General features: G+C 72.5%; 10 protein-coding genes. 4 read left to right on the top strand and 6 right to left on the bottom strand.

Features of this window, described 5'->3' with window-relative positions:
* Nucleotides 1-261: 261 nt before the first annotated feature.
* The 4 genes from KWI83_RS16230 to KWI83_RS16215 form a co-directional block, all read right to left on the bottom strand.
* Nucleotides 262-2,418, bottom strand: a complete 2,157-nt coding sequence (locus tag KWI83_RS16230) for a hypothetical protein (protein ID WP_218515056.1) — start codon at nt 2,416-2,418, stop codon at nt 262-264.
* A gap of 1,750 nt (nt 2,419-4,168) precedes the next feature.
* The gene (locus KWI83_RS16225) at nt 4,169-5,350 is read right to left on the bottom strand and encodes a VWA domain-containing protein (RefSeq protein WP_218515055.1); all 1,182 of its coding nucleotides are present in this window, start codon (nt 5,348-5,350) and stop codon (nt 4,169-4,171) included.
* Between the two features lie 36 nt (nt 5,351-5,386).
* Complete coding sequence (locus tag KWI83_RS16220; protein ID WP_218515054.1) at nt 5,387-7,981, bottom strand: DUF5682 family protein; 2,595 nt, start codon at nt 7,979-7,981, stop codon at nt 5,387-5,389.
* Between the two features lie 48 nt (nt 7,982-8,029).
* Complete coding sequence (locus KWI83_RS16215; protein ID WP_218515053.1) at nt 8,030-9,199, bottom strand: AAA family ATPase; 1,170 nt, start codon at nt 9,197-9,199, stop codon at nt 8,030-8,032.
* A 133-nt stretch (nt 9,200-9,332) separates the two neighbouring features.
* Between KWI83_RS16215 and KWI83_RS16210 the strand changes: the two genes are divergently transcribed.
* Together KWI83_RS16210 and KWI83_RS16205 are read left to right on the top strand one after the other, a co-directional pair.
* Complete coding sequence (locus tag KWI83_RS16210; protein ID WP_218515052.1) at nt 9,333-10,688, top strand: SWIM zinc finger family protein; 1,356 nt, start codon at nt 9,333-9,335, stop codon at nt 10,686-10,688.
* Nucleotides 10,689-10,888: 200 nt separating this feature from the next.
* Nucleotides 10,889-12,547, top strand: a complete 1,659-nt coding sequence (locus KWI83_RS16205) for a DUF5691 domain-containing protein (protein WP_374106306.1) — start codon at nt 10,889-10,891, stop codon at nt 12,545-12,547.
* A gap of 241 nt (nt 12,548-12,788) precedes the next feature.
* Here the strand turns inward: KWI83_RS16205 and KWI83_RS16200 are convergent, their stop codons facing one another.
* Nucleotides 12,789-13,205, bottom strand: a complete 417-nt coding sequence (locus KWI83_RS16200; RefSeq protein ID WP_196460198.1) for a cobalamin B12-binding domain-containing protein — start codon at nt 13,203-13,205, stop codon at nt 12,789-12,791.
* A gap of 686 nt (nt 13,206-13,891) precedes the next feature.
* Between KWI83_RS16200 and KWI83_RS16195 the strand changes: the two genes are divergently transcribed.
* Nucleotides 13,892-14,785, top strand: coding sequence for a triacylglycerol lipase (locus tag KWI83_RS16195; protein WP_218515051.1), 894 nt, complete (start codon nt 13,892-13,894; stop codon nt 14,783-14,785).
* Nucleotides 14,786-14,972: 187 nt separating this feature from the next.
* The gene (locus tag KWI83_RS16190) at nt 14,973-16,622 is read left to right on the top strand and encodes a M23 family metallopeptidase (RefSeq protein ID WP_218515050.1); all 1,650 of its coding nucleotides are present in this window, start codon (nt 14,973-14,975) and stop codon (nt 16,620-16,622) included.
* Nucleotides 16,623-16,680: 58 nt separating this feature from the next.
* Here KWI83_RS16190 and pcrA read toward each other — a convergent pair whose 3' ends face one another.
* The gene (pcrA, locus tag KWI83_RS16185; RefSeq protein ID WP_218515049.1) at nt 16,681-19,164 is read right to left on the bottom strand and encodes a DNA helicase PcrA; all 2,484 of its coding nucleotides are present in this window, start codon (nt 19,162-19,164) and stop codon (nt 16,681-16,683) included.
* Between the last annotated feature and the right edge of the window lie 65 nt (nt 19,165-19,229).

The raw sequence follows: 19,229 nt of genomic DNA, 5'->3' as shown, positions 1-19,229 counted from the left end.
GGGCCTCACCGGGCTGGGGTTGGCCCGGTGAGGCCCCTTGGGCAACTGCCCCGGTGGGGGACCAACGGTCGGTCCTTCCCGCGGGGCTTCGGTCCGGCGGTCCCCACCCCAATGGGGGCCGCCGGACCCCGTCCGCAGGGTTCCGCCCGGACGAGCCGACGGTTTTCGGCCGCCCGCGCCGGGTGCCTGCGGGGTCGGGAGCACGCCCTGAGGGGGGCGTGCGGGTTCCGGTGCGCGCAGCGCGCGCAGGCGGGCTCTGGGTCAGACGCGGTACGTGCCACCCTGACGCACGTCCTGAATGCCCTGAATGCCCTGAACGTCCTGCACGTGGCCCTGGGCGTAGCCCGGCGTGAGCGACTCGGCGACGTCCTGCGCGCCGGTGACGGCGTGGCCGGTCAGCAAGCCGCCGGTGGACTGGACGGTGCCGGTCAGGTCCTGCGCGAAGGGCGCGATACCGCCCGCGACACCGTGCGCGTACGGGGTGGCCTCGCCGACCACGCCGCCCGCGAAGGGAGCGACCTCGCCCGTCACGCCGTACGCCAGCGTCGTCGCGCTGCCGCCCACGCCCTCGGCGACCGGCCGCACGGTCTCGGTGACGGTGTCCACGAGCGGCTGGACCGCACCGGTGACGCCGTACACGAACCCCGGCACCTCGCCCGTCACACCCTCGGCAAACCCACCGGCCTGCCCCGCCACGCCGTACGCCAGCGGCGGTACGCCCCCGGCGACCCCGCCCGCGAAGCCCTCGACGTCCCCGGCGACGCCGTACGCCAGCCCGCCCGCGTCCGCGACGGCCTGCCCGGCGACGGGCACGACGCCCCGCACGGCGGTGTTCGCGACCGGCGGCAGTACGGCGTCCGAGCCGCCCTGGGTGACCTCGCCGGCGAGCCCGGCGGCGTACGGGGGCACGTCGGCGACGACACCCTGCGCATACGGAGGTACGTCCGCGGCAGCGCCCTCGGCCACCGTCCGCACCTCACCCACCGTGCCTCCGGCCACGCCCCGCACATCCGTCACGGCCTCACCGGCAACCGGCCCCACCCCGGCCACCGCACCGCCCACGACAGCCTGCACGTCCGCCACCGCCGCACCGGCGACCGGCTGCACGCCCTGCACGACCCCGCCGACGACGGGCTGCGCATCGGCGACCACCCCGTACGCCAGCGCGGCCGCGGCGCCCACCGCATGCCCGGCGATCGGCGCGAGACCGGCCACGGCCCCGCCGACGACCGGCGTCACGCCGTACACCGCGTCGGTGACCACGGGCGCAACCCCGTGCACGGCACCCTCCGCAACCGGCGTCACTCCTGCCACAACCCCTGTGCCGACGGGCGCCACACCCCACACAGCGCCGCCCGCGACCGGCGTCACCCCGGCCACCGCCTCACCGGCGACGGGCACCGCCCCGGCCACGGCCCCCTCGGCGACCGGCCCCGCCCCGCCCACGGCAGACCCGACCGCCGGCGGCACCACGGCGGCCCCCGTCTCCGCGACCACCGACGCGACGGTCCCCGGCACCCCGGCGACCGCGCCGGTGACATGCCCCGACGCCCCGGCAACGGCGCCCGTCACATGCCCCGGCACCCCGGCGACGCTCCCCTGAGCGCCCCCTGCCGCCACACCGACCTCACCCCGGGCGGTGCCGACCAGCCCCCCGGCCCGCCCATCGGCCCCGGCAACCGCAGCCTGCGTCACGGCGTCCACACCCGCCGCCGTACGCCCCGCACCCGCGACCGCGCACTGCGCCTTCGTCCGTACGACCCCCTCGGCCCGCTGCGCCTGCGCCCGAACCGCCGTCTGCGCTCCCTGCAGCCGCGTCTGCACCCCGGCCAGCGCCTGCTCGAGCTCGGGCGCGAACGCGGAGAGCGGACCGAACAGGTAGTCGACCACGTCCTGCGAGGCGCCCGCACCGGCGTCGGGCACCGCAGCCTCGGCCGCGGCCCCGGCCTCGGCCCGCGCAGCCGCCCGAGCGGCCTGCGCCCCCTGAATGGCCTGCGCGCCCCGGACCTGCGCCGCCTTCGGGACCGTCACGTCGGCATCGACATACCGACGCGCCTGCTCCGCGGCACCACCCCCGGCCGACGCCGCCACCCCGACCGCCTTCCCGGTCTTCGTGGTGGTCTTCCCGACGGTGTTCTCGGTGCTGCTTTCGGTGCTGTTCTGGGTCTTTCCGGTGGCCCTCCCGGCGCTGTTCGTTGCCCGGTCGGCAACCCCGGAAACCGTCTCCGTCACCTCGGAGACAACCCCGTCAACCGCACCGGTGACCTCGCCGAGCGAACCCTCGGCATCCACGGTCGTATCCGACACGGAGAGGGAGGAAGCGGGCAGTTCATCGGCGCTCGCGGCAGCGGAACCGAGCGCCCACGCGCCGGTGACCCCAGCGGCTATGACGATGGAACGACGGATGTTCTTGTTCATTGCGTGCGTCTGATCCTTCGGGAATGGACGTCCGGGAAACCGGACGTCCGAGGCACGAGCCCACCCAGCCGGATCACCGAGAAAAACGGCGACCTCGGGCCGGGGCTCCCACCAAGGGACTTGGGGACCTTCCGGCACGGTCTCCGAACCGCGATCCCGGGACTCGGGACCAATGAGCGCTTCGGATACGACGCCGGCGGCTTCCGTCCGTCGACCAGGAAAGGTCCGGACGGTCGGGCAGACCTGTTCCGCCCCCGCGCGACAGGTCTAAGGCGGGGGAAAGGCCTGCCCTAGCCGGGGAAAACGGGGATGTCCCGGTGCCGGTCCCGCGTCCCGTCCACCTCGACGCATGCGGCCGCGCCGTGCATCAGCCACAACGGCGCCCGCTGACTCACCGTCACCGCGTGCGCGTCACCATGCCGCGACGAACCACTGTCCGCCGCCGACCGACTGCCGAGCGCCCCATCGCCACGACCGGTCGGCGCCTGATGCCCGGGCGCGTACTCCTCACCGACGCCACCACGCTGCCGAACCTCGTCTCGGTCCACCGCGGCACCCACGCCACCGACCGGCATGCCAAGCCCCGGGCCATGAACACGAGCCGCCCCCGCGGCCGCACGGCCCCGCGCCTCCGAACCAGCGTCATGAGAAGCCGATTCCCCGCCCCCACCCGGCAGCGGCACCACCGCGCCGGGCAGGGGCAAGGTCAGCCCCGGAAGCTCGGAAACCCCGGGAAGCTCAGGAACCCCCGGCACTGCGGGGAACTCGGGGAACGCCGGTGCTTCAGGAAACGCGGGGGCGCCAGGGAACGCGGGTGCGCCAGGGAAGGCGGGGAATGCGGGTGCGTCAGGGAATGCGGGGGATGCCGGTGCCTCAGGGAATGCGGGGGATGCGGGTGCGTCAGGGAACGCGGGGGCGCCAGGAAGCCCGGGAAACCCAGGCAGATCGGGCAGCCCGGGCACCTCAGACAGTCCCCCGGGCCGCTCCGAAAGGCCCGGCAGATCAGCCAGGTCGGGCAGATCGGGACGAACAGGCGAACCCGGCCGGTCAGGCAGAGCAGGCCGGTCAGACAGCTCAGGCAAGCCAGGAGCGCCCCCGGGCAGCGAAGGCGTCTCCGGCCGCGAAGGCAAACCGGGCATCGCCGACCCCCGGCCGCCCTCCGCCTCCACCTCCGCCTCCACCGACCGACCGGTCCCCGTCTCCACGACACCCCCGACCGGCGGCACGAACCTCGCACCGGTGGACCGCCCGACATCCTCAACGACGGGCCGCCCAACGGCCGGTTCGGCCGCCCCACCCGAGTCGACCACACCGCCCGGGGAGCCGTCGAAACGACCCTCGCCGCCCGTGCGCTCACCCGGCATCTCAGCCACCGGCGCAGCCACCCGCGCCAAAGCCCCCGGTTCCGGGGCTTCAGCCGCGTTCGCCCGCTCCCCGCACAGCACGCCCAGCACAAACAACCCACCCATCAGCAGGACCAGCTGCAGCGCACGCCGCCCCGCCGCCCCGCGCGACACACGCGCGGCGGCGCCGGACAGTACGGCTGACCAGATCAAGAGGGGGAGGTTCCTCCCATGCGGCGGAACAAGTCACGGATCGACGACTACGCGGTACGGGCAAGCGGAGCGCACCGCCCCGCCCATGAGGCGTCGATCCTTGCACGTGACTCCCGAGGTCGCGCAAGCCCCGCGTTACCGATGGGTAGTCATATCCCCTTTCGAACAGGACTCATCCGTTCCTCCCCTGGTCGTCACGCGGTGTCCGGTATCGGCAGCGGACGCTTCTCGATGGCCGCCGCCATCACCTCCGGGAACAGGTCCGGCGTACAGGCGAAGGCCGGCGCCCCGAGCGCCGCCAGCGCTGCCGCGTGCTCCCGGTCGTAGGCGGGCGCCCCCTCGTCCGACAGCGCGAGCAGTGTCACGAACTGCACCCCCGACCCCTTCATCGCCGCCACCCGCTTGAGCATCTCGTTCCGTATCCCCCCTTCATACAGATCGCTGATCAGCACGACCACGGTCTCCATGGGACGGGTGATCTGCGACTGGCAGTACGCCAGCGCCCGGTTGATGTCCGTACCGCCGCCGAGCTGCGTACCGAAGAGCACGTCGACCGGGTCGTCAAGCTGGTCGGTGAGATCGACGACCGCCGTGTCGAACACCACGAGTCGCGTGTTGATCGTCCGCATGGACGCCAGCACCGCCCCGAACACCGACGCGTACACCACCGACGCCGCCATGGATCCCGACTGGTCGATACAGAGGATGACCTCCTTCTTCACTGACTGGGACGCCCGCCCGTAACCGATCAGCCGCTCCGGTACGACCGTTCGGTACTCCGGCAGGTAGTGCTTGAGGTTGGCCGCGATCGTGCGGTTCCAGTCGATGTCGTGGTGGCGCGGCCGGTTGATGCGCGCGCTACGGTCGAGCGCCCCGCTGAGGGTGGCCCGGGTACGGGTCGCGAGCCGCTTCTCCAGGTCCTCGACGACCTTGCGCACGACGGCCCGTGCCGTCTCCTTCGTCGTCTCCGGCATCGCCTTGTTCAGCGACAGCAGCGTGCCGACGAGATGCACGTCGGCTTCCACCGCCTCCAGCATCTCCGGCTCCAGCAACAGCGCGGACAGTCCCAGCCGGTCGATGGCGTCCCGCTGCATGACCTGCACGACGGACGACGGGAAGTACGTCCGGATGTCGCCGAGCCAGCGCGCCACGGTCGGCGCCGACGCCCCCAGCCCCGCCGAACGCTCCCTCCCCGTCAGCGGCTTGTCCCCCTTCCCGTAGAGCGCGGCCAGCGCCCCGTCCATCGCGGCATCCCGCCCACCGAGCGCACACCCGGTGCCGTCCGCCGCGTCACCCCCCAGCACCAGCCGCCACCGCCGCAACCGCTCCCGCCCGGCGTCGTCCAGCTCAGCCCCGCCCGTGGCTTCCGCAGTCATACGTCCTCCTCCCCACGAGCCCCACAGATCTCCTCATCACGCCACCCCCGCCAGCTCGGCACTCTCCTCGTCTCCCGCCCCGTCCAGGCCCAACAGCAACCGCACCACCGGCAGCACGGCATCGGCACGCTCGACGTCGAGCCCCGCCCCGAAGCCCGGTGTCCCCGAGCCCACGGCCGCCGCGCTCCCCCGCTGCCCGGGCCCCCGCCGCACCAGCTCCCCCAGCGTTCTGCGCACCCCCGGCTCGTACGCCGAGAAGGTGCGCCGCAGCAGCGGCAGTACGTCCGCGAACGCCTCCGCCGGCACCCCGGTCAGCCAACCGTCGACCAGCCCCAGCAGCCGCTCGTCGTGCACCAGCAGCATCCCGCCGCCACCGCCGACGAACCCCTCGATCCACGCCGCCGCGTCCCCCGGCGGCGTCCCCGGCGAGAGCACCAGCCCCATCAACCGCGCCGCCTCGTCCTGCGCCAACCCCCCGTCGTCCAGCAGCAGCCGCACCGCACGCCCGCGGATCACGCCGGGCACGGTGTCCCGCGCGGAGAGCACCCGCAGCACCGCGTGCCACCGGCCCCGCAAATCACCGTGTCCCGCGGCCGGAACCTCGCCGAGCAGCCCCACCGCCGTGTTCACCGCGTCCACATGACGCCGCATCTCCTCGGCCGCATCCGTGTCGAGCGCGGCGCAGGCGGGCGGCAACCCGACGAAGATCCGCTCGGCCAGGCCCGCGGCGACTTCCGCCAGGGCGCCGGTGTCCGTGCCGCGCACGTCGCCGTAGCGCAGCGAACGGACCAGGGCGGGCAGCGCCTGGGCGAGGTGGCCGACGTCGGTGTCAAGGGCCGCCCGGTCGGCGAGGATCCGCATCACCGCCGGGAGGGCGTCCGGCAGTTCGGCCAGCAGGCAGCGCTCGGCGAGCGCGGTGACCTCGGCGAGGCCCTGCGCCGCCGTGGCATCGGCCTCCGCCTTGGCGGTCGCGGCGGCGAGCACGGTCGTCCCCCACACGCCCGCCTCGGCGACCCGCACCGACAGCTCCGGCTCCCAACGCAGCCGCCAGGTCTCCCGGAACGTCCCCGTACTGCCCCGCGACACCACCGGCTCGCCCCACGCCACGCCCAGCAACCGCAGCCGATGCAGCAACCTGCTGCGCCCGGCATCGGTCTCCTTGCGCAGATCGAGCTCCAGCTCCCGCTCCAGCGCCTCCGGCTTCAGCCGCAGCCGCCGCTGCAGCCGGGCGAGGTCCCGCTGCAACGGCACCGCCGGCGCCGCTTCCGGCACCTCCCCCAGCACGTCCCCCACGACCAGCCGGTCGTGCACCAGCGCCAGCGGCACGTCCGACCCCTCACCCATCACCGCCCGCACGGCGTCGGTCGTCTCACCGAGTCCGGCCAGCGGACGCCCGCGCATCGCGGCGAGCGTCTCGGCCAGCCGCACCGCCTCGATGACGTGCGCCGAGGAGACGGCCCGGTCCTCGGCCCGCAGCAGCCCCGCCACCTTGGTCATCCACCGCTCGACCGGCCGGTCCGGCGCCGAGAACAGATGCCCGTACCACCCCGGCGAGTCGATCCCCGCCCCGTATCCGCTCGCCCGCGCCAGCCTGCGATGCGTCCACGGCACCCACGTCATGTCAACCTTGACCTTGGGCAGCCCCTTCACCAGCGCCCGGTCCGCCGCGACGGTCACCTTCTGCCGCAGCGCGGGCACATGCCACGCCCCGCACACCACGGCCACACCGTTCCCGAACTCCCGCTGGGCAGCCCGCACCTGAAGCCGCATATAGGCCTCCCGCACGAGGTCCCGGTCATGTCCCCCGCTCCCGTACACCTCCCGCAGCGCACCCATCGCCTCCTCGACCACGGCGAACGGAGCGAACGCGTCCCCCTTACCGAGCCCCCTGTGCTCGACGACGTCCTCCCACCAGCGCTCGGCGTCGTCATAACCAGCGGCCTCGGCGAGCACGCCCAGCGGATCGACTCGCACATCGGACTGGGGGGCAGCGTCGGCATCGACGTCGGGGTCGGGGTCGGGGCCGCCATCAACGCCGGTGTTGGGGGCGGTGTCGGCGTCGGCGTCTGCGTTGGCGTTGGCGTTGGCGTCGATTCCAGCGTCAACGGGGACATCGGTGCCAGTGTCCGCGTCAACCGGGACATCGCTGCCGACGTCGGCGTGGGGCCCAGCCGCACCGCCCCCACCACCCCCGCCGTCCCCAGCCGACGCCCCCTCCGCCCCGCTCCCCCACACCAGCGTGTGCGTGGCCGGCAGGTCGATGAAGCGGGCCGGAACCCCCTGCTCCAGGGCCCACCGAATGGCCACCCACTCCGGCGAGAACTCGGCCAGCGGCCAGAACGCCGAACGCCCGGGCTCGTCCACGGCATGGGCGAGCAGGGCGACCGGCGGCCGCATGTCCTCGTCGGCGGCCAGCGGAATCAGCGCGTCGGCTTCCGGCGGCCCCTCGATCAACACCACCCGCGGCCGGGCCACGTCCAACGCCGCCCGCACGGCCCGGGCCGACCCCGGCCCGTGATGCCGTACGCCGAGCAGCAGCGGCTCCGCGCCGATCCCTCCGCTGCTCCCGGCGCCCTCAACGCCCGTCACACCGTCCCCCTCGCCTCCGAGGCCATCCCAAGTCGTCGTCATCCATCGCGCCGAAGCACGCCACGACCGCCGCGCCCCACCCGTTGACGCTCATGCGCTCACCTCTCGGCAGGCCCGGTAGAAGTCCTTCCAGCCGTCCCGCTCCCGTACGACCGCCTCCAGGTACTCCTGCCAGACGACCCGGTCCGCCGCCGGATCCCGGACGACCGCCCCGAGAATGCCCGCGGCGACATCGCTCGGCCGCAGCACGCCGTCGCCGAAGTGGGCGGCCAGTGCAAGGCCGTTGGTGACGACGGAGATCGCCTCGGCGGTGGACAGCGTGCCGCTGGGCGACTTGACCTTCGTACGGCCGTCGGCCGTGATCCCGTCCCGCAGCTCACGGAACACGGTCACCACTCGCCGGATCTCGTCGACGCCGTCGGGCACGGTCGGCAGGTCGAGCGAGCGGCCGATCTGGTCGACGCGGCGCGAGACGATGTCGACCTCGGCCTCGACGCTGTCCGGGAGCGGCAGCACCACCGTGTTGAAGCGGCGGCGCAGGGCGCTGGACAGGTCGTTGACCCCGCGGTCGCGGTCGTTGGCCGTGGCGATCAGGTTGAAGCTGCGGACGGCCTGCACCTCCTGACCCAACTCCGGTATGGGCAGCGTCTTCTCCGACAGGATCGTGATGAGCGTGTCCTGGACATCGGCCGGGATCCGGGTCAGTTCCTCGATGCGCGCCGTCATGCCCTCGGCCATGGCCCGCATGACGGGGCTGGGCACGAGTGCGTTCCGGCTGGGGCCGTGGGCGAGCAGCTGCGCGTAGTTCCAGCCGTATCGGATCGCTTCCTCCGGTGTGCCGGCGGTGCCCTGCACGAGCAGCGTCGAGTCCCCGCTGACCGCCGCGGCCAGGTGCTCGGACACCCATGTCTTGGCGGTGCCGGGCACGCCGAGCAGGAGCAGGGCGCGGTCGGTGGCCAGCGTGGTGACGGCGACCTCGATGATGCGGCGCGGTCCCACGTATTTGGGTGTGATCACCGTGCCGTCGGGCAGCGTCCCGCCGAGCAGGTACGTGGCTACGGCCCACGGCGACAGCTTCCAGCGAACCGGGCGCGGCCGGTCGTCCTGCGCGGCCAGCGCCGCGAGTTCATCCGCGAAGGCGTCCTCGGCGTGCGGCCGCAGCACCTCCGCTTCTTCCTGCGCGGACGCGTTGTCGGATTCTTCCTGCACGGACGTGTGGTCGGTCTCGTCGACGAACGTCGGTTCCACGGACACAGGCATGGCTGAGTCCCCCTCCAGCTCGGCCGGTTCGGATCTGGCATCCACGTTGCACCACGCCACTGACAATGCGTCCTGACCTGCGAAAACGCGCCCGCCGGGCCGATTGTCAGTGGTGGGATCTACCTTCGATGGCATGACTCAGCAGGGGGTGCGCTGGACTGCGGACCAGGTGCTGGCACTGGCACCTGACGCCGCGTCACGCAAGGCGGGAAGCAAACTCGGAGCGGCCGGGCCGTGGTCCGAGACGGGGAGTTCCGACGAGGGGACGGTATGGGGACTGTGCAAGGGCAGCGGCAGCAAGCCGTATCAGACGGTCATCGACGTCGCGGACGCATCCGGCCCCGCGTACAAGTGCAGTTGTCCGAGCCGCAAGTTCCCGTGCAAGCACGCGCTCGGGCTGCTGTTGCTCTGGTCGGGCGGCGACGGGGCGGTGCCGCCGGGTCGGGCGCCGGACTGGGCCGAGCAGTGGACAGCGGACAGACGGCAGCGCGCCGCGGAGAAACGAACGCCGGGCGCGACGGGTTCGCCGGCCGCCGCCGCTGATCCGGAGGCGGCGCGGCGCCGTGCGGAGCGCCGTGCTGAGCGGGTCACGGCGGGTGCGACCGAGCTGGAGCAGCGCCTGGCGGACCTCCTGCGCGGCGGCCTGGCCGCCGCCGAGCAGACGGGGTACGGGCTGTGGGAGGAGACAGCGGCCCGCATGGTCGACGCCCAGGCGCCCGGGCTGGCCGCGCGCGTAAGGGAGTTGGGGGCTATCCCGGCATCCGGTCCGGGCTGGCCCGTGCGACTGTTGGAGGAGTGCGCGCTGCTCCACCTCCTCGACCAGGGCTGGCTGCGCCGCGACCGGCTGCCGGAGAGCCTGGCGGCGACGGTCCGTTCCCGTATCGGTCTGCCCGCCTCGGCGGACGGCCCGCCGGTGCGCGACCGCTGGCTGGTCCTCGCCCAGTACGACACGGCGGACGCCCGGCTGACGACACGCCGGATCTGGCTGTACGGCGCCGACTCCGGCCGGACCGCGCTTCTCCTTTCCTACGGCGCGGCCGGCCGGGCTCCGGAGCTCGCGCTGCCGGTCGGCCTGACCCTGGAGGCGGAGGTGTCCGCCTACCCGGGCGCGGGCCAGTCGCGCGCGGCCCTCGGCGAGCAGTTCGCGCCGCCCGCACCGGCGCCGATCCGGCCTCCGGGCATGACGGCGACCCAAGCCGCCGTCCACTACGGCGAGGCGCTCCGCGCCGACCCGTGGCTCGACTCCGTCCCAGTGACCCTGGACCGGGTCATACCGACCCCGGACGGCGACTCCTGGCAGCTGGCCGACGCCGACGAGGAGGCGGCGCTGCCCCTCACCCCGGCCGCCCGCTCCCGCCCGGGCCTCTGGCGGCTCGTCGCCCTCTCGGGCGGCGCCCCCGTCAAGGTCTTCGGCGAGTGCGGCCACCAGGGCTTCACCCCGTTGACGGCCTGGTCGCAGGGAGCGGACGTGGCGATATCGCTGTGCTGAACCCGCCCTTCACCGCCGTACGTCCCGGACGGCCGGAACAGCGCGCCGAGGGGAGTCTCGTGAAGACGGGACCCTCTCACAACCGAAGGGACTCTCTGGAAACCGAGGCGACTCTCTCGAAACCGAAGGAACTTTCACCCGAAACCGAAGGCACTCTCGCTCGAAACCAAACGGACTCTCGTGACACCGAAAGGACTCTCGTGAACAGGACCGCAACTCCTGTGGAGCCGCCCGCACCGGGCGCCTCCACCGGCCACGGTCACGCGGGCACCACCACCTGGGAGGACCTGGTCACCAGCGCCCTGCTCGGCACGGACCGGCGCACGCCGCCGCCCTCGCTCTCCGCTGCGGGCCGGGAAGCACCCATGGCCCTGCTGGACGCCGCGGCCACGGAGACCGTACGGCGCCGGGCCGGCCTGCGCCCCGCACGCCCGGCGCCCCGCCCGGACCCCGCCCCGGACGACCCGCGTCCGCCCCTCCCGGCCGCCGCGGCGCGCAGACTCGCCCTGCTGCTGGCCGACCGCCCCGGCGCATCCGGCGGCGGCCGCAGAGGCACGGCACCGGACCTCATGGAGCTGCTCCCGCAGTGGCTCGCGCTGGCCAACGCCCACCACTACGCGGCACCCCCGGAGGCGCTGCCCGCCCTCCTGGACGCGGCCCGGGGCCGTACGGACCTCCGGCCCGCCACGCTGGCCTTCGCCGGTCCGCGCGCTCTGTGGCTGGCCCGCCTCAACCCGGAATGGCGCTTCGCCCTGCGCGCGACCCCGGGCGGAGGCACGACGCTGCCGCACCTCGAAGACACGGAGAAGGTCCAACAGCTCTGGGAGGAGGGCCTGTTCTCCGAACGCGTGTCCCTCCTGGCCGCACTCCGCGCCCAGACACCCACCACCGCACGGGAACTGCTCGCCTCGACCTGGGCGACGGAACGAGCCGAGGACCGCCTGATGTTCCTCGACTCCCTCCGTAGGAACCTCACCGCCGAGGACGAGCCGTTCCTGGAGCAGGCCCTGGCCGACCGGAGCCGCAACGTGCGGGCCACCGCGGCCGAGTTGCTCTCGGCACTGCCCGGTTCGGCACTGGCCGCACGGATGGCGGTCCGGGCCGGGGCGTGTGTGGCCGTGGACCACACCAGGGACACCCCGACGATCAACGTTGAGGCACCGCACGAATGCGACGCGAGCATGGAGCGGGACGGCGTGGTCGCCAAGGCCCCGGCCGGGCGCGGCGAGCGCTCCTGGTGGTTGGGCCAGTTGGTGGAGGCGGCGCCCCTCACGACCTGGCAGGCTCGGCTGGGCGGTCGTACGCCCCCGGAGATCGTGGCACTCCCGGTGGCCGACGACTGGCAGGCCGAACTGCACGCGGCCTGGTGCCGAGCGGCGGTCAGACAGCGGAACGCCGACTGGGCCCGCGCCCTGCTGGGCACGCCCACTGCCCCGGAGGCGGGCGGCCCCGGCGCGGTGTCGCTGGCCGAGCGGGCCAAGCTGCTGGAAACCCTCGGCGCCGACGAGCGAGCCGAGTGGGTTGCGGGGTTCATCGCCACGCACGGTCTGTCCGAGGCGTTCCAGTTGCTGGGGGTCTGTGCGGTGCCGTGGTCGGCGCCCCTCGGACGGGCGGTGGTCGACGCGCTCAACATCGCGCGGGACGCAGGGAGTTATCCATGGAGCTTCAGTGGAGTGATGGGCCTGGCCGAACGCTGTCTCCACCCGTCCGAGGCCAACCGCCTCGACGGCCTCCTGGCGATACCCGAGGAACCGGAGGACGCATCACCAGGAGCAGGCGGCTACTGGGCGGAGGCCTTCCAGCGCCTGGTCACGACCCTGCGCCTACGAGCGGCGATGGCCGAGGAGCTGAACCCTTGACGGAACCGGAACCGGAACCGGAACCGGAACCCGGACCGGAACCGGGCACCAGGCCTCGCCGACCGCATCGCGGGAGCGGCCACCGCCCCGGGCCTCACCTGCCCCGCCGCAGGAACAGGCACAGCTCCCGACCTCACCGGCCGCCACGACGGCCGCGGAGCACGCACCTGGGCTTTACCTGTTCACCTGAAACGCAGCGCCGCGCCGAAGGCACGCCCGCCCCACCGCGCAATCGCAGGGCTCACGCCTCCGCCGGCTGCCGCACGTTCGCCCGCACCCACTCCACGATCGACGCGGTCGTCGCCCCGGGCGTGAAGATCTCGGCGACACCCTTCTCCTTCAGCGGAGCGATGTCCCCCTCGGGAATGATGCCGCCGCCGAAGACCAGGATGTCCTCCGCGTCGCGCTCCTTGAGGAGGTCGATCACGGCGGCGAAGAGCGTGTTGTGCGCCCCGGACAGGATCGACAGCCCGATGGCGTCGGCGTCCTCCTGAATCGCGGTGTCGACGATCTGCTCGGGCGTCTGGTGGAGCCCCGTGTAGATGACCTCCATACCGGCATCCCGCAGCGCACGTGCGATCACCTTGGCCCCGCGATCGTGGCCGTCGAGCCCCGGCTTGGCCACCACCACGCGGATCGGACCGGCTGCCACACCCATCACTGCCTCCATGAAGCGAATACATCCATCCGTACCGACAAGTACCGCACAGATCCCTCATGCCCGTACGCGCGGCGCGCCACCCGCGCCCACGGCCACCGCACGCTCGCCGGGCCGCGCTCCCTCCGAGGAAGTGAACGAACGTTATCGCCAGCGGCCCGCAACCGGCAGTTTTACGGTGCGGACCGAGGGGGAAATCACATAGTGGGACACATTCGAACGCGCGGAGTTCCACGGAACCCGCGCAACGGGAGCCGCAACGAGGCCGCCCCACGTCCCGCGCCGCAGGCCGCGTCGCGGGCGGTGAGGCACATTCGACGCAGGCACGAAGGGCACCAACGGCAATAGCGCGGGGAACACAGTCCGTCACCGACACCACAGCAGCCTCACAGCACACATGAGGCCTCGCACACCAGCGCAACCCCGAACAGCAGGCACAACAGCAGACAGGCGGCGCAGACCACATCGCGCGACCAGCACCACAACCTGCACCACCCGGCGCCACTCAGCACCAGACAGGCCCAGACAGCACGACACAGCACCACCCGGTACCAAGCACACACCGCACCACCAGACACCCCCCGCGCGCCACACCCCACCCTTCGCGCCCCGTAAACCCTCCACCGCGACTCCCACGGGCGCACACGGGACAGAGCCGTCCACCGTGTGCCGACGGGAGGTCGGCCATGAAGGTCACGCAGGTCACCAGGGCGCTACTGCCCTTTCAACCGCTCTACCGGCACCTGCTCCCGATCCCGAGCAGCCTCGCGGGACTCTCACTGGCCCTCCTGAAAGCCACCGCCCTGGAGATCGCGATCCTGGCCGGGCACCTGATCCTCTACCCCTCCGGCATCATCCAGGAGCGCCGTACGCCGGCTCCCCGGAGCCCCGCCGAGGAGGGCGCCGCCCGGCTCCCCACGGAGGCCAAGCCCCCGGTCGTCCTGCTGCACGGCTTCATCGACAACCGCTCGGTCTTCCTGCTCCTGCGCCGCTCCCTTGCCCAGCACGGCAGGCACCAGGTCGTCTCGCTGAACTACTCCCCGCTGACCTGCGACATCCGTACAGCCGCCAAGCTGCTCGGCCGGCACATCGAGGAGATCTGCGAGCGCACGGACAGCGACCAGGTCGACATCGTGGGCCACAGCCTCGGCGGGCTGATCGCCCGCTACTACGTGCAGCGACTCGCCGGTGACACCCGCGTCAGGACGCTCGTCACGCTCGGCACACCCCACGCCGGCACACGGGTCGCGCCGCTGGCGAACGCGCACCCCATAGTGCGCCAGATGCGCCCCGGCTCCGCCGTCATCAAGGAGCTCGCGCTGCCCGCGCCCGGCTGCCGTACGCGGTTCGTGAGCTTCTGGAGCGACCTGGACCACCTGATGGACCCACTGGAGACGGCCTGCCTGGAGCACCCCGACCTGCTGGCGCAGAACATCCGGGTGAGCGGCATCGGCCACCTGGCCCTCCCCGTGCACCCCGCTGTCGCCTCCGGCATACGCCAGGGCCTCGAAGGCGCCTACCACAGCAGCACGGAGGGTGCCCAGCCCGCCACGCCCAACGGCAGCCTCACCGTGGCCTGACCAGTCCCCGCAGGTCACCGCCGAGTTACCCACGCGTCACCCACCCGCCCCGGCCGGTCATTCCTTGGTCACCCGTCCGCACCGGGGCTACACAGCGACATCATCGCCTCGAAACAGCCGTCGACACCCGAACAGCCTTCGAACACAAACCCAAACCCGCGCCCGCAGTCCGCCGAAACACGGCCGAATGCCCGTTTCCTGTGCGCGCGAAACCTGCAGAAGATTGTCGTGCCCGCGTACCGCCGGGTACAGTCGCCGCACTGCTCTGCCAGCCCCTGTTGTCGAGGCGAAAGAGAAGTTGGTGAACGACCGTCACCCGTCGGGGACCATGACCACCCCGGCTCCGGCTTCCGAAGCCGCCTCGGCGCATTACGCGTCGTACGGCACCCAGGAAGCCCAGTACGGCGACTTCACCACATACGCCGACTGTCCCGCCAACGGATTTGACACCGGCAGCCACGCCACGACGGCCGCTCCGACCGCCACCACGACCTTCGAGACCGATCCCCTCTTCGGCGACCTCGCGGGCAGCGGCCACGGCACCGGCGCGTACGACGCCTCCCAGTGGTCCACCGGCAGCCATCAGACCGTCGACTACGACCCGTACGCGGCCCAGCACCACACCGCCTACGACACCGGCGCCTACGACACGACCACCTGGACCGCCGACCACCAGCAGGTCCCGCTCATCCCGCAGCAGGCCGGCGCGGTGGACGCCAGCGGCCAGTGGGACGCGAACGCATGGCTCCAGCCCGAGCAGGGCGGCCCGGCCGACCAGACCCAGCAGTGGGAATGGGGCACGCAGGCCTTCGACACGGGCGCGTACGACGCCACGCAGTGGAACTCCGACGGCGGCCAGAGCACCGGCCAGACCCCTGACGAGTACGAACAACACACCGAGGCCTACGAATTCACCCAGCACGCCGAGCCCTTCGACCAGCAGGCGACGGCCACCTTCGAGCAGGTCGACCTCGGCGAGACCACCCACGGCGACGGCCAGCCGGACACCACCGGCGAGACGCCCGCCGCGGCCCCCCTCCTCGACGACCAGGAGGAGGTCGCCCCCGCCCCGACCGGCCGCGCGGCCGCGCGCAACGCCGCCCGCTCCCGTCGCCGTACGCCCGCCAAACGCTCCGCGCTGCTGACCGTCGCCGTGCCCTCGGCCTGTGTGATGGGCGTGGCGGGTATCGCCGCCGCCTCCGTCGGCACCCTCTCCGGAGACGACCAGGACACCTCGACAATGGCCGCGGACGCGCAGGCGGTGAAACCATCCGCCGCCAACCAGCAGCTGAACACTCAGCTCGAAAGCCTCACCGCGGAAGCCCAGGACTTCGGCGACCGGGTCAGCCGTACGCAGGAGCGCATCGACCTCAAGGCACAGCAGGCGGCGGAGAAGAAGAGGGCGGCGGAGGAGGCGGCCCGCAAGGAGCGGCTGCGCCCGAAGTTCGCGCTTCCGGTCGCGCAGCACGGGCTCAGCGCCTACTACGGCCAGGCCGGCATCAACTGGATGTCCGTGCACACCGGCATCGACTTCCCCGTCTCGTACGGCACGACGGTGGTGGCCGCGACGGACGGCACGGTCCGTACGGAGTGGAACAGCGCGTACGGCAACATGATGATCGTGACGGCGATGGACGGCACCGAGACGTGGTACTGCCACCTCTCCAGCTACCAGGTCGCCTCCGGTACGACCGTCAAGGCCGGCGACCCGATCGCGTTCTCCGGCAACTCGGGCAACTCGACCGGCCCGCACCTCCACTTCGAGGTGCGCCCGGGCGGCGGCGCGGCGGTCGACCCGCTGGCCTGGCTGCGCAGCCACGGACTCGACCCGACGTAAACAAGCGCCAGGGTGAGCGGGGCCTCTGCGCGAGACCCCCAGCCCCGGTCCCGTACGGCTACAGCTTCTCCACCGGCGCGTACCGCAGCAGCAGCCGCTTCGGCTTCGCGTCCCCGAAGTCGATCGTCGCCTCGGCGTTCGCGCCCGTGCCCTTCACCGCCACGACGGTGCCGAGCCCGAACTGGTCGTGCGTCACCCGGTCCCCCACCGCCAGCGCGGCCACCGGCTGCTCGGCCGTCCGCCGCGTGGCGAACCCGGACGCGCCCGACGCCGAGGAGCGCGAGCGGGACGAGGACAGGGAGGCCGCCACGCCCGAGACCGGGCCGGCGGGGGCCGCGGAGGCGCCCGTCCGCTTCCAGTCCACGTGCGCCGCGGGGATCTCCTCCAGGAAGCGGGACGGGGGGTTGTACTGCGGCTGGCCCCAGGCGCTGCGCATCACCGACCGCGTGAGGTACAACCGCTCCCGCGCGCGCGTGATGCCGACGTACGCCAGGCGCCGCTCCTCCTCCAGCTCCTTGGTCTGACCGAGGGCGCGCATGTGCGGGAAGACGCCGTCCTCCATGCCGGTGAGGAAGACGACCGGGAACTCCAGGCCCTTGGCGGTGTGCAGGGTCATCAGTGTGATGACGCCGTCGCCCTCCTCCTCGTCCGGGATCTGGTCGGAGTCGGCGACCAGGGCGACCTGCTCCAGGAAGTCGGCCAGCGTGCCCGCCTCACCTTCGCCGCGCTCCTGCTCGAACTCCAGGGCGACCGCGGCGAGTTCCTGGAGGTTCTCGATCCGGGTCTCGTCCTGCGGGTCGGTGGAGGACTGCAACTCGGCGAGGTAGCCAGTACGTTCGAGCACGGCCTCCAGGATCGTCGCCGGGCCCACGCCGGACTCGACGATCGTACGGAGGTCCTCCATCAGCGTGTTGAACCGCTTCACGGCGTTCGTCGACCGCGCGGCCATGCCGTACGCCTCGTCGACCCGCTTGAGCGCCTGCGGGAAGCTGATCTTCTCGCGCTGGGCGAGGGCGTCGATCATCGCCTCGGCGCGGTCGCCGATGCCCCGCTTGGGCACGTTGAGGATCCGGCGCAGCGGGACCGAGTCCTCCGGGTTGGCCAGCACCCGCAGGTAGGCCAGGACGTCCCGGACCTCCTTGCGCTCGTAGAAGCGGACGCCGCCGACGACCTTGTAGGGCAGGCCGACGCGGATGAAGACCTCCTCGAAGACACGGGACTGGGCGTTCGTCCGGTAGAAGACGGCGACGTCCCCGGCCTTCGCCTCGCCCGCGTCCGTGAGGCGGTCTATCTCGTCGGCGACGAACTGGGCCTCGTCGTGCTCGGTGTCGGCGACATAGCCGGTGATGCGCGCGCCCGCGCCCGCGTTGGTCCACAGGTTCTTGGGGCGGCGGGACTCGTTGCGCTCGATGACCGCGTTGGCCGCGGAGAGGATCGTCTGCGTGGAGCGGTAGTTCTGCTCCAGCAGGATCGTCGTCGCGTCCGGGTAGTCCTCCTCGAACTGGAGGATGTTGCGGATGGTCGCGCCGCGGAAGGCGTAGATCGACTGGTCGGCGTCACCCACCACACACAGCTCGGCGGGCTGGAGGTCGTCCTCGCCGGGCGGTACGTCGACGTCCTCAGCGGCACGCTCGCCGGTGCCGACGAGCTCGCGGACGAGGGCGTACTGGGCGTGGTTGGTGTCCTGGTACTCATCGACCAGGACGTGCCGGAAGCGGCGGCGGTAGTGCTCGGCGACGTCCGGGAAGGCGCGGAGCAGGTTGACCGTCGTCATGATCAGGTCGTCGAAGTCGAGGGCGTTCGCCTCGCGCAGGCGTGACTGGTACAGCGCGTACGCCTGGGCGAGGGTCTTCTCGAAGCCGTCGGCGGCCTGGGCGGCGAAGTCCTCCTCGTCGATCAGCTCGTTCTTGAGGTTGCTGATCTTGGCGCTGAAGGACTTGGGCGGGTAGCGCTTGGGGTCGAGGTCCAGGTCGCGGCAGACCAGGGCCATCAGGCGCTTGCTGTCGGCGGCGTCGTAGATCGAGAAGGACGAGGTGAAGCCGAGCTTCTTGGACTCCCGGCGCAGGATGCGCACGCAGGCGCTGTGGAAGGTCATCACCCACATCGCGTTCGCGCGCGGGCCGACGAGCTGCTCCACGCGCTCCTTCATCTCGCCCGCGGCCTTGTTGGTGAAGGTGATCGCGAGGATCTGGCCCGGGTGCACACCCCGCTCGGCCAGCAGGTACGCGATGCGGTGGGTGAGCACCCGCGTCTTGCCGGAACCGGCACCGGCCACGATGAGCAGGGGCGAGCCGGAGTGGACGACGGCGGCGCGCTGGTTGTCGTTCAGCCCCTCCAGGAGCGCGGCCGAGTCCACGGCGGGGCGCGCGGCGCCGTCGCGGTAGTAGGCGTCCCGGTCCGGGGGCACGTCGAACTTCCCGCCGAACAGATCGTCCGGGATCGGCTCCGGAGCGTGATCGTCGTCGGGCGGCGGCGGAGGCTCCTCGTGGGCCCGCGGGGCCTGGAGGTCCGCCAGGAAGCTGTCGTCAAAGAGGCTGCTCATCGCTCTCCGAGTCTAGGGCGCCCCACTGACAACCCGCGGCCGCCCCGGGAATCCCGGCCAGGAAA

It is taken from the genome of Streptomyces sp. TRM70350 (assembly GCF_019219825.1).
GTDB lineage: Bacteria > Actinomycetota > Actinomycetes > Streptomycetales > Streptomycetaceae > Streptomyces.
The sequence above is the reverse complement of the archived record's forward strand: the minus strand, read 5'-3'. Positions and strand labels throughout refer to the sequence as shown.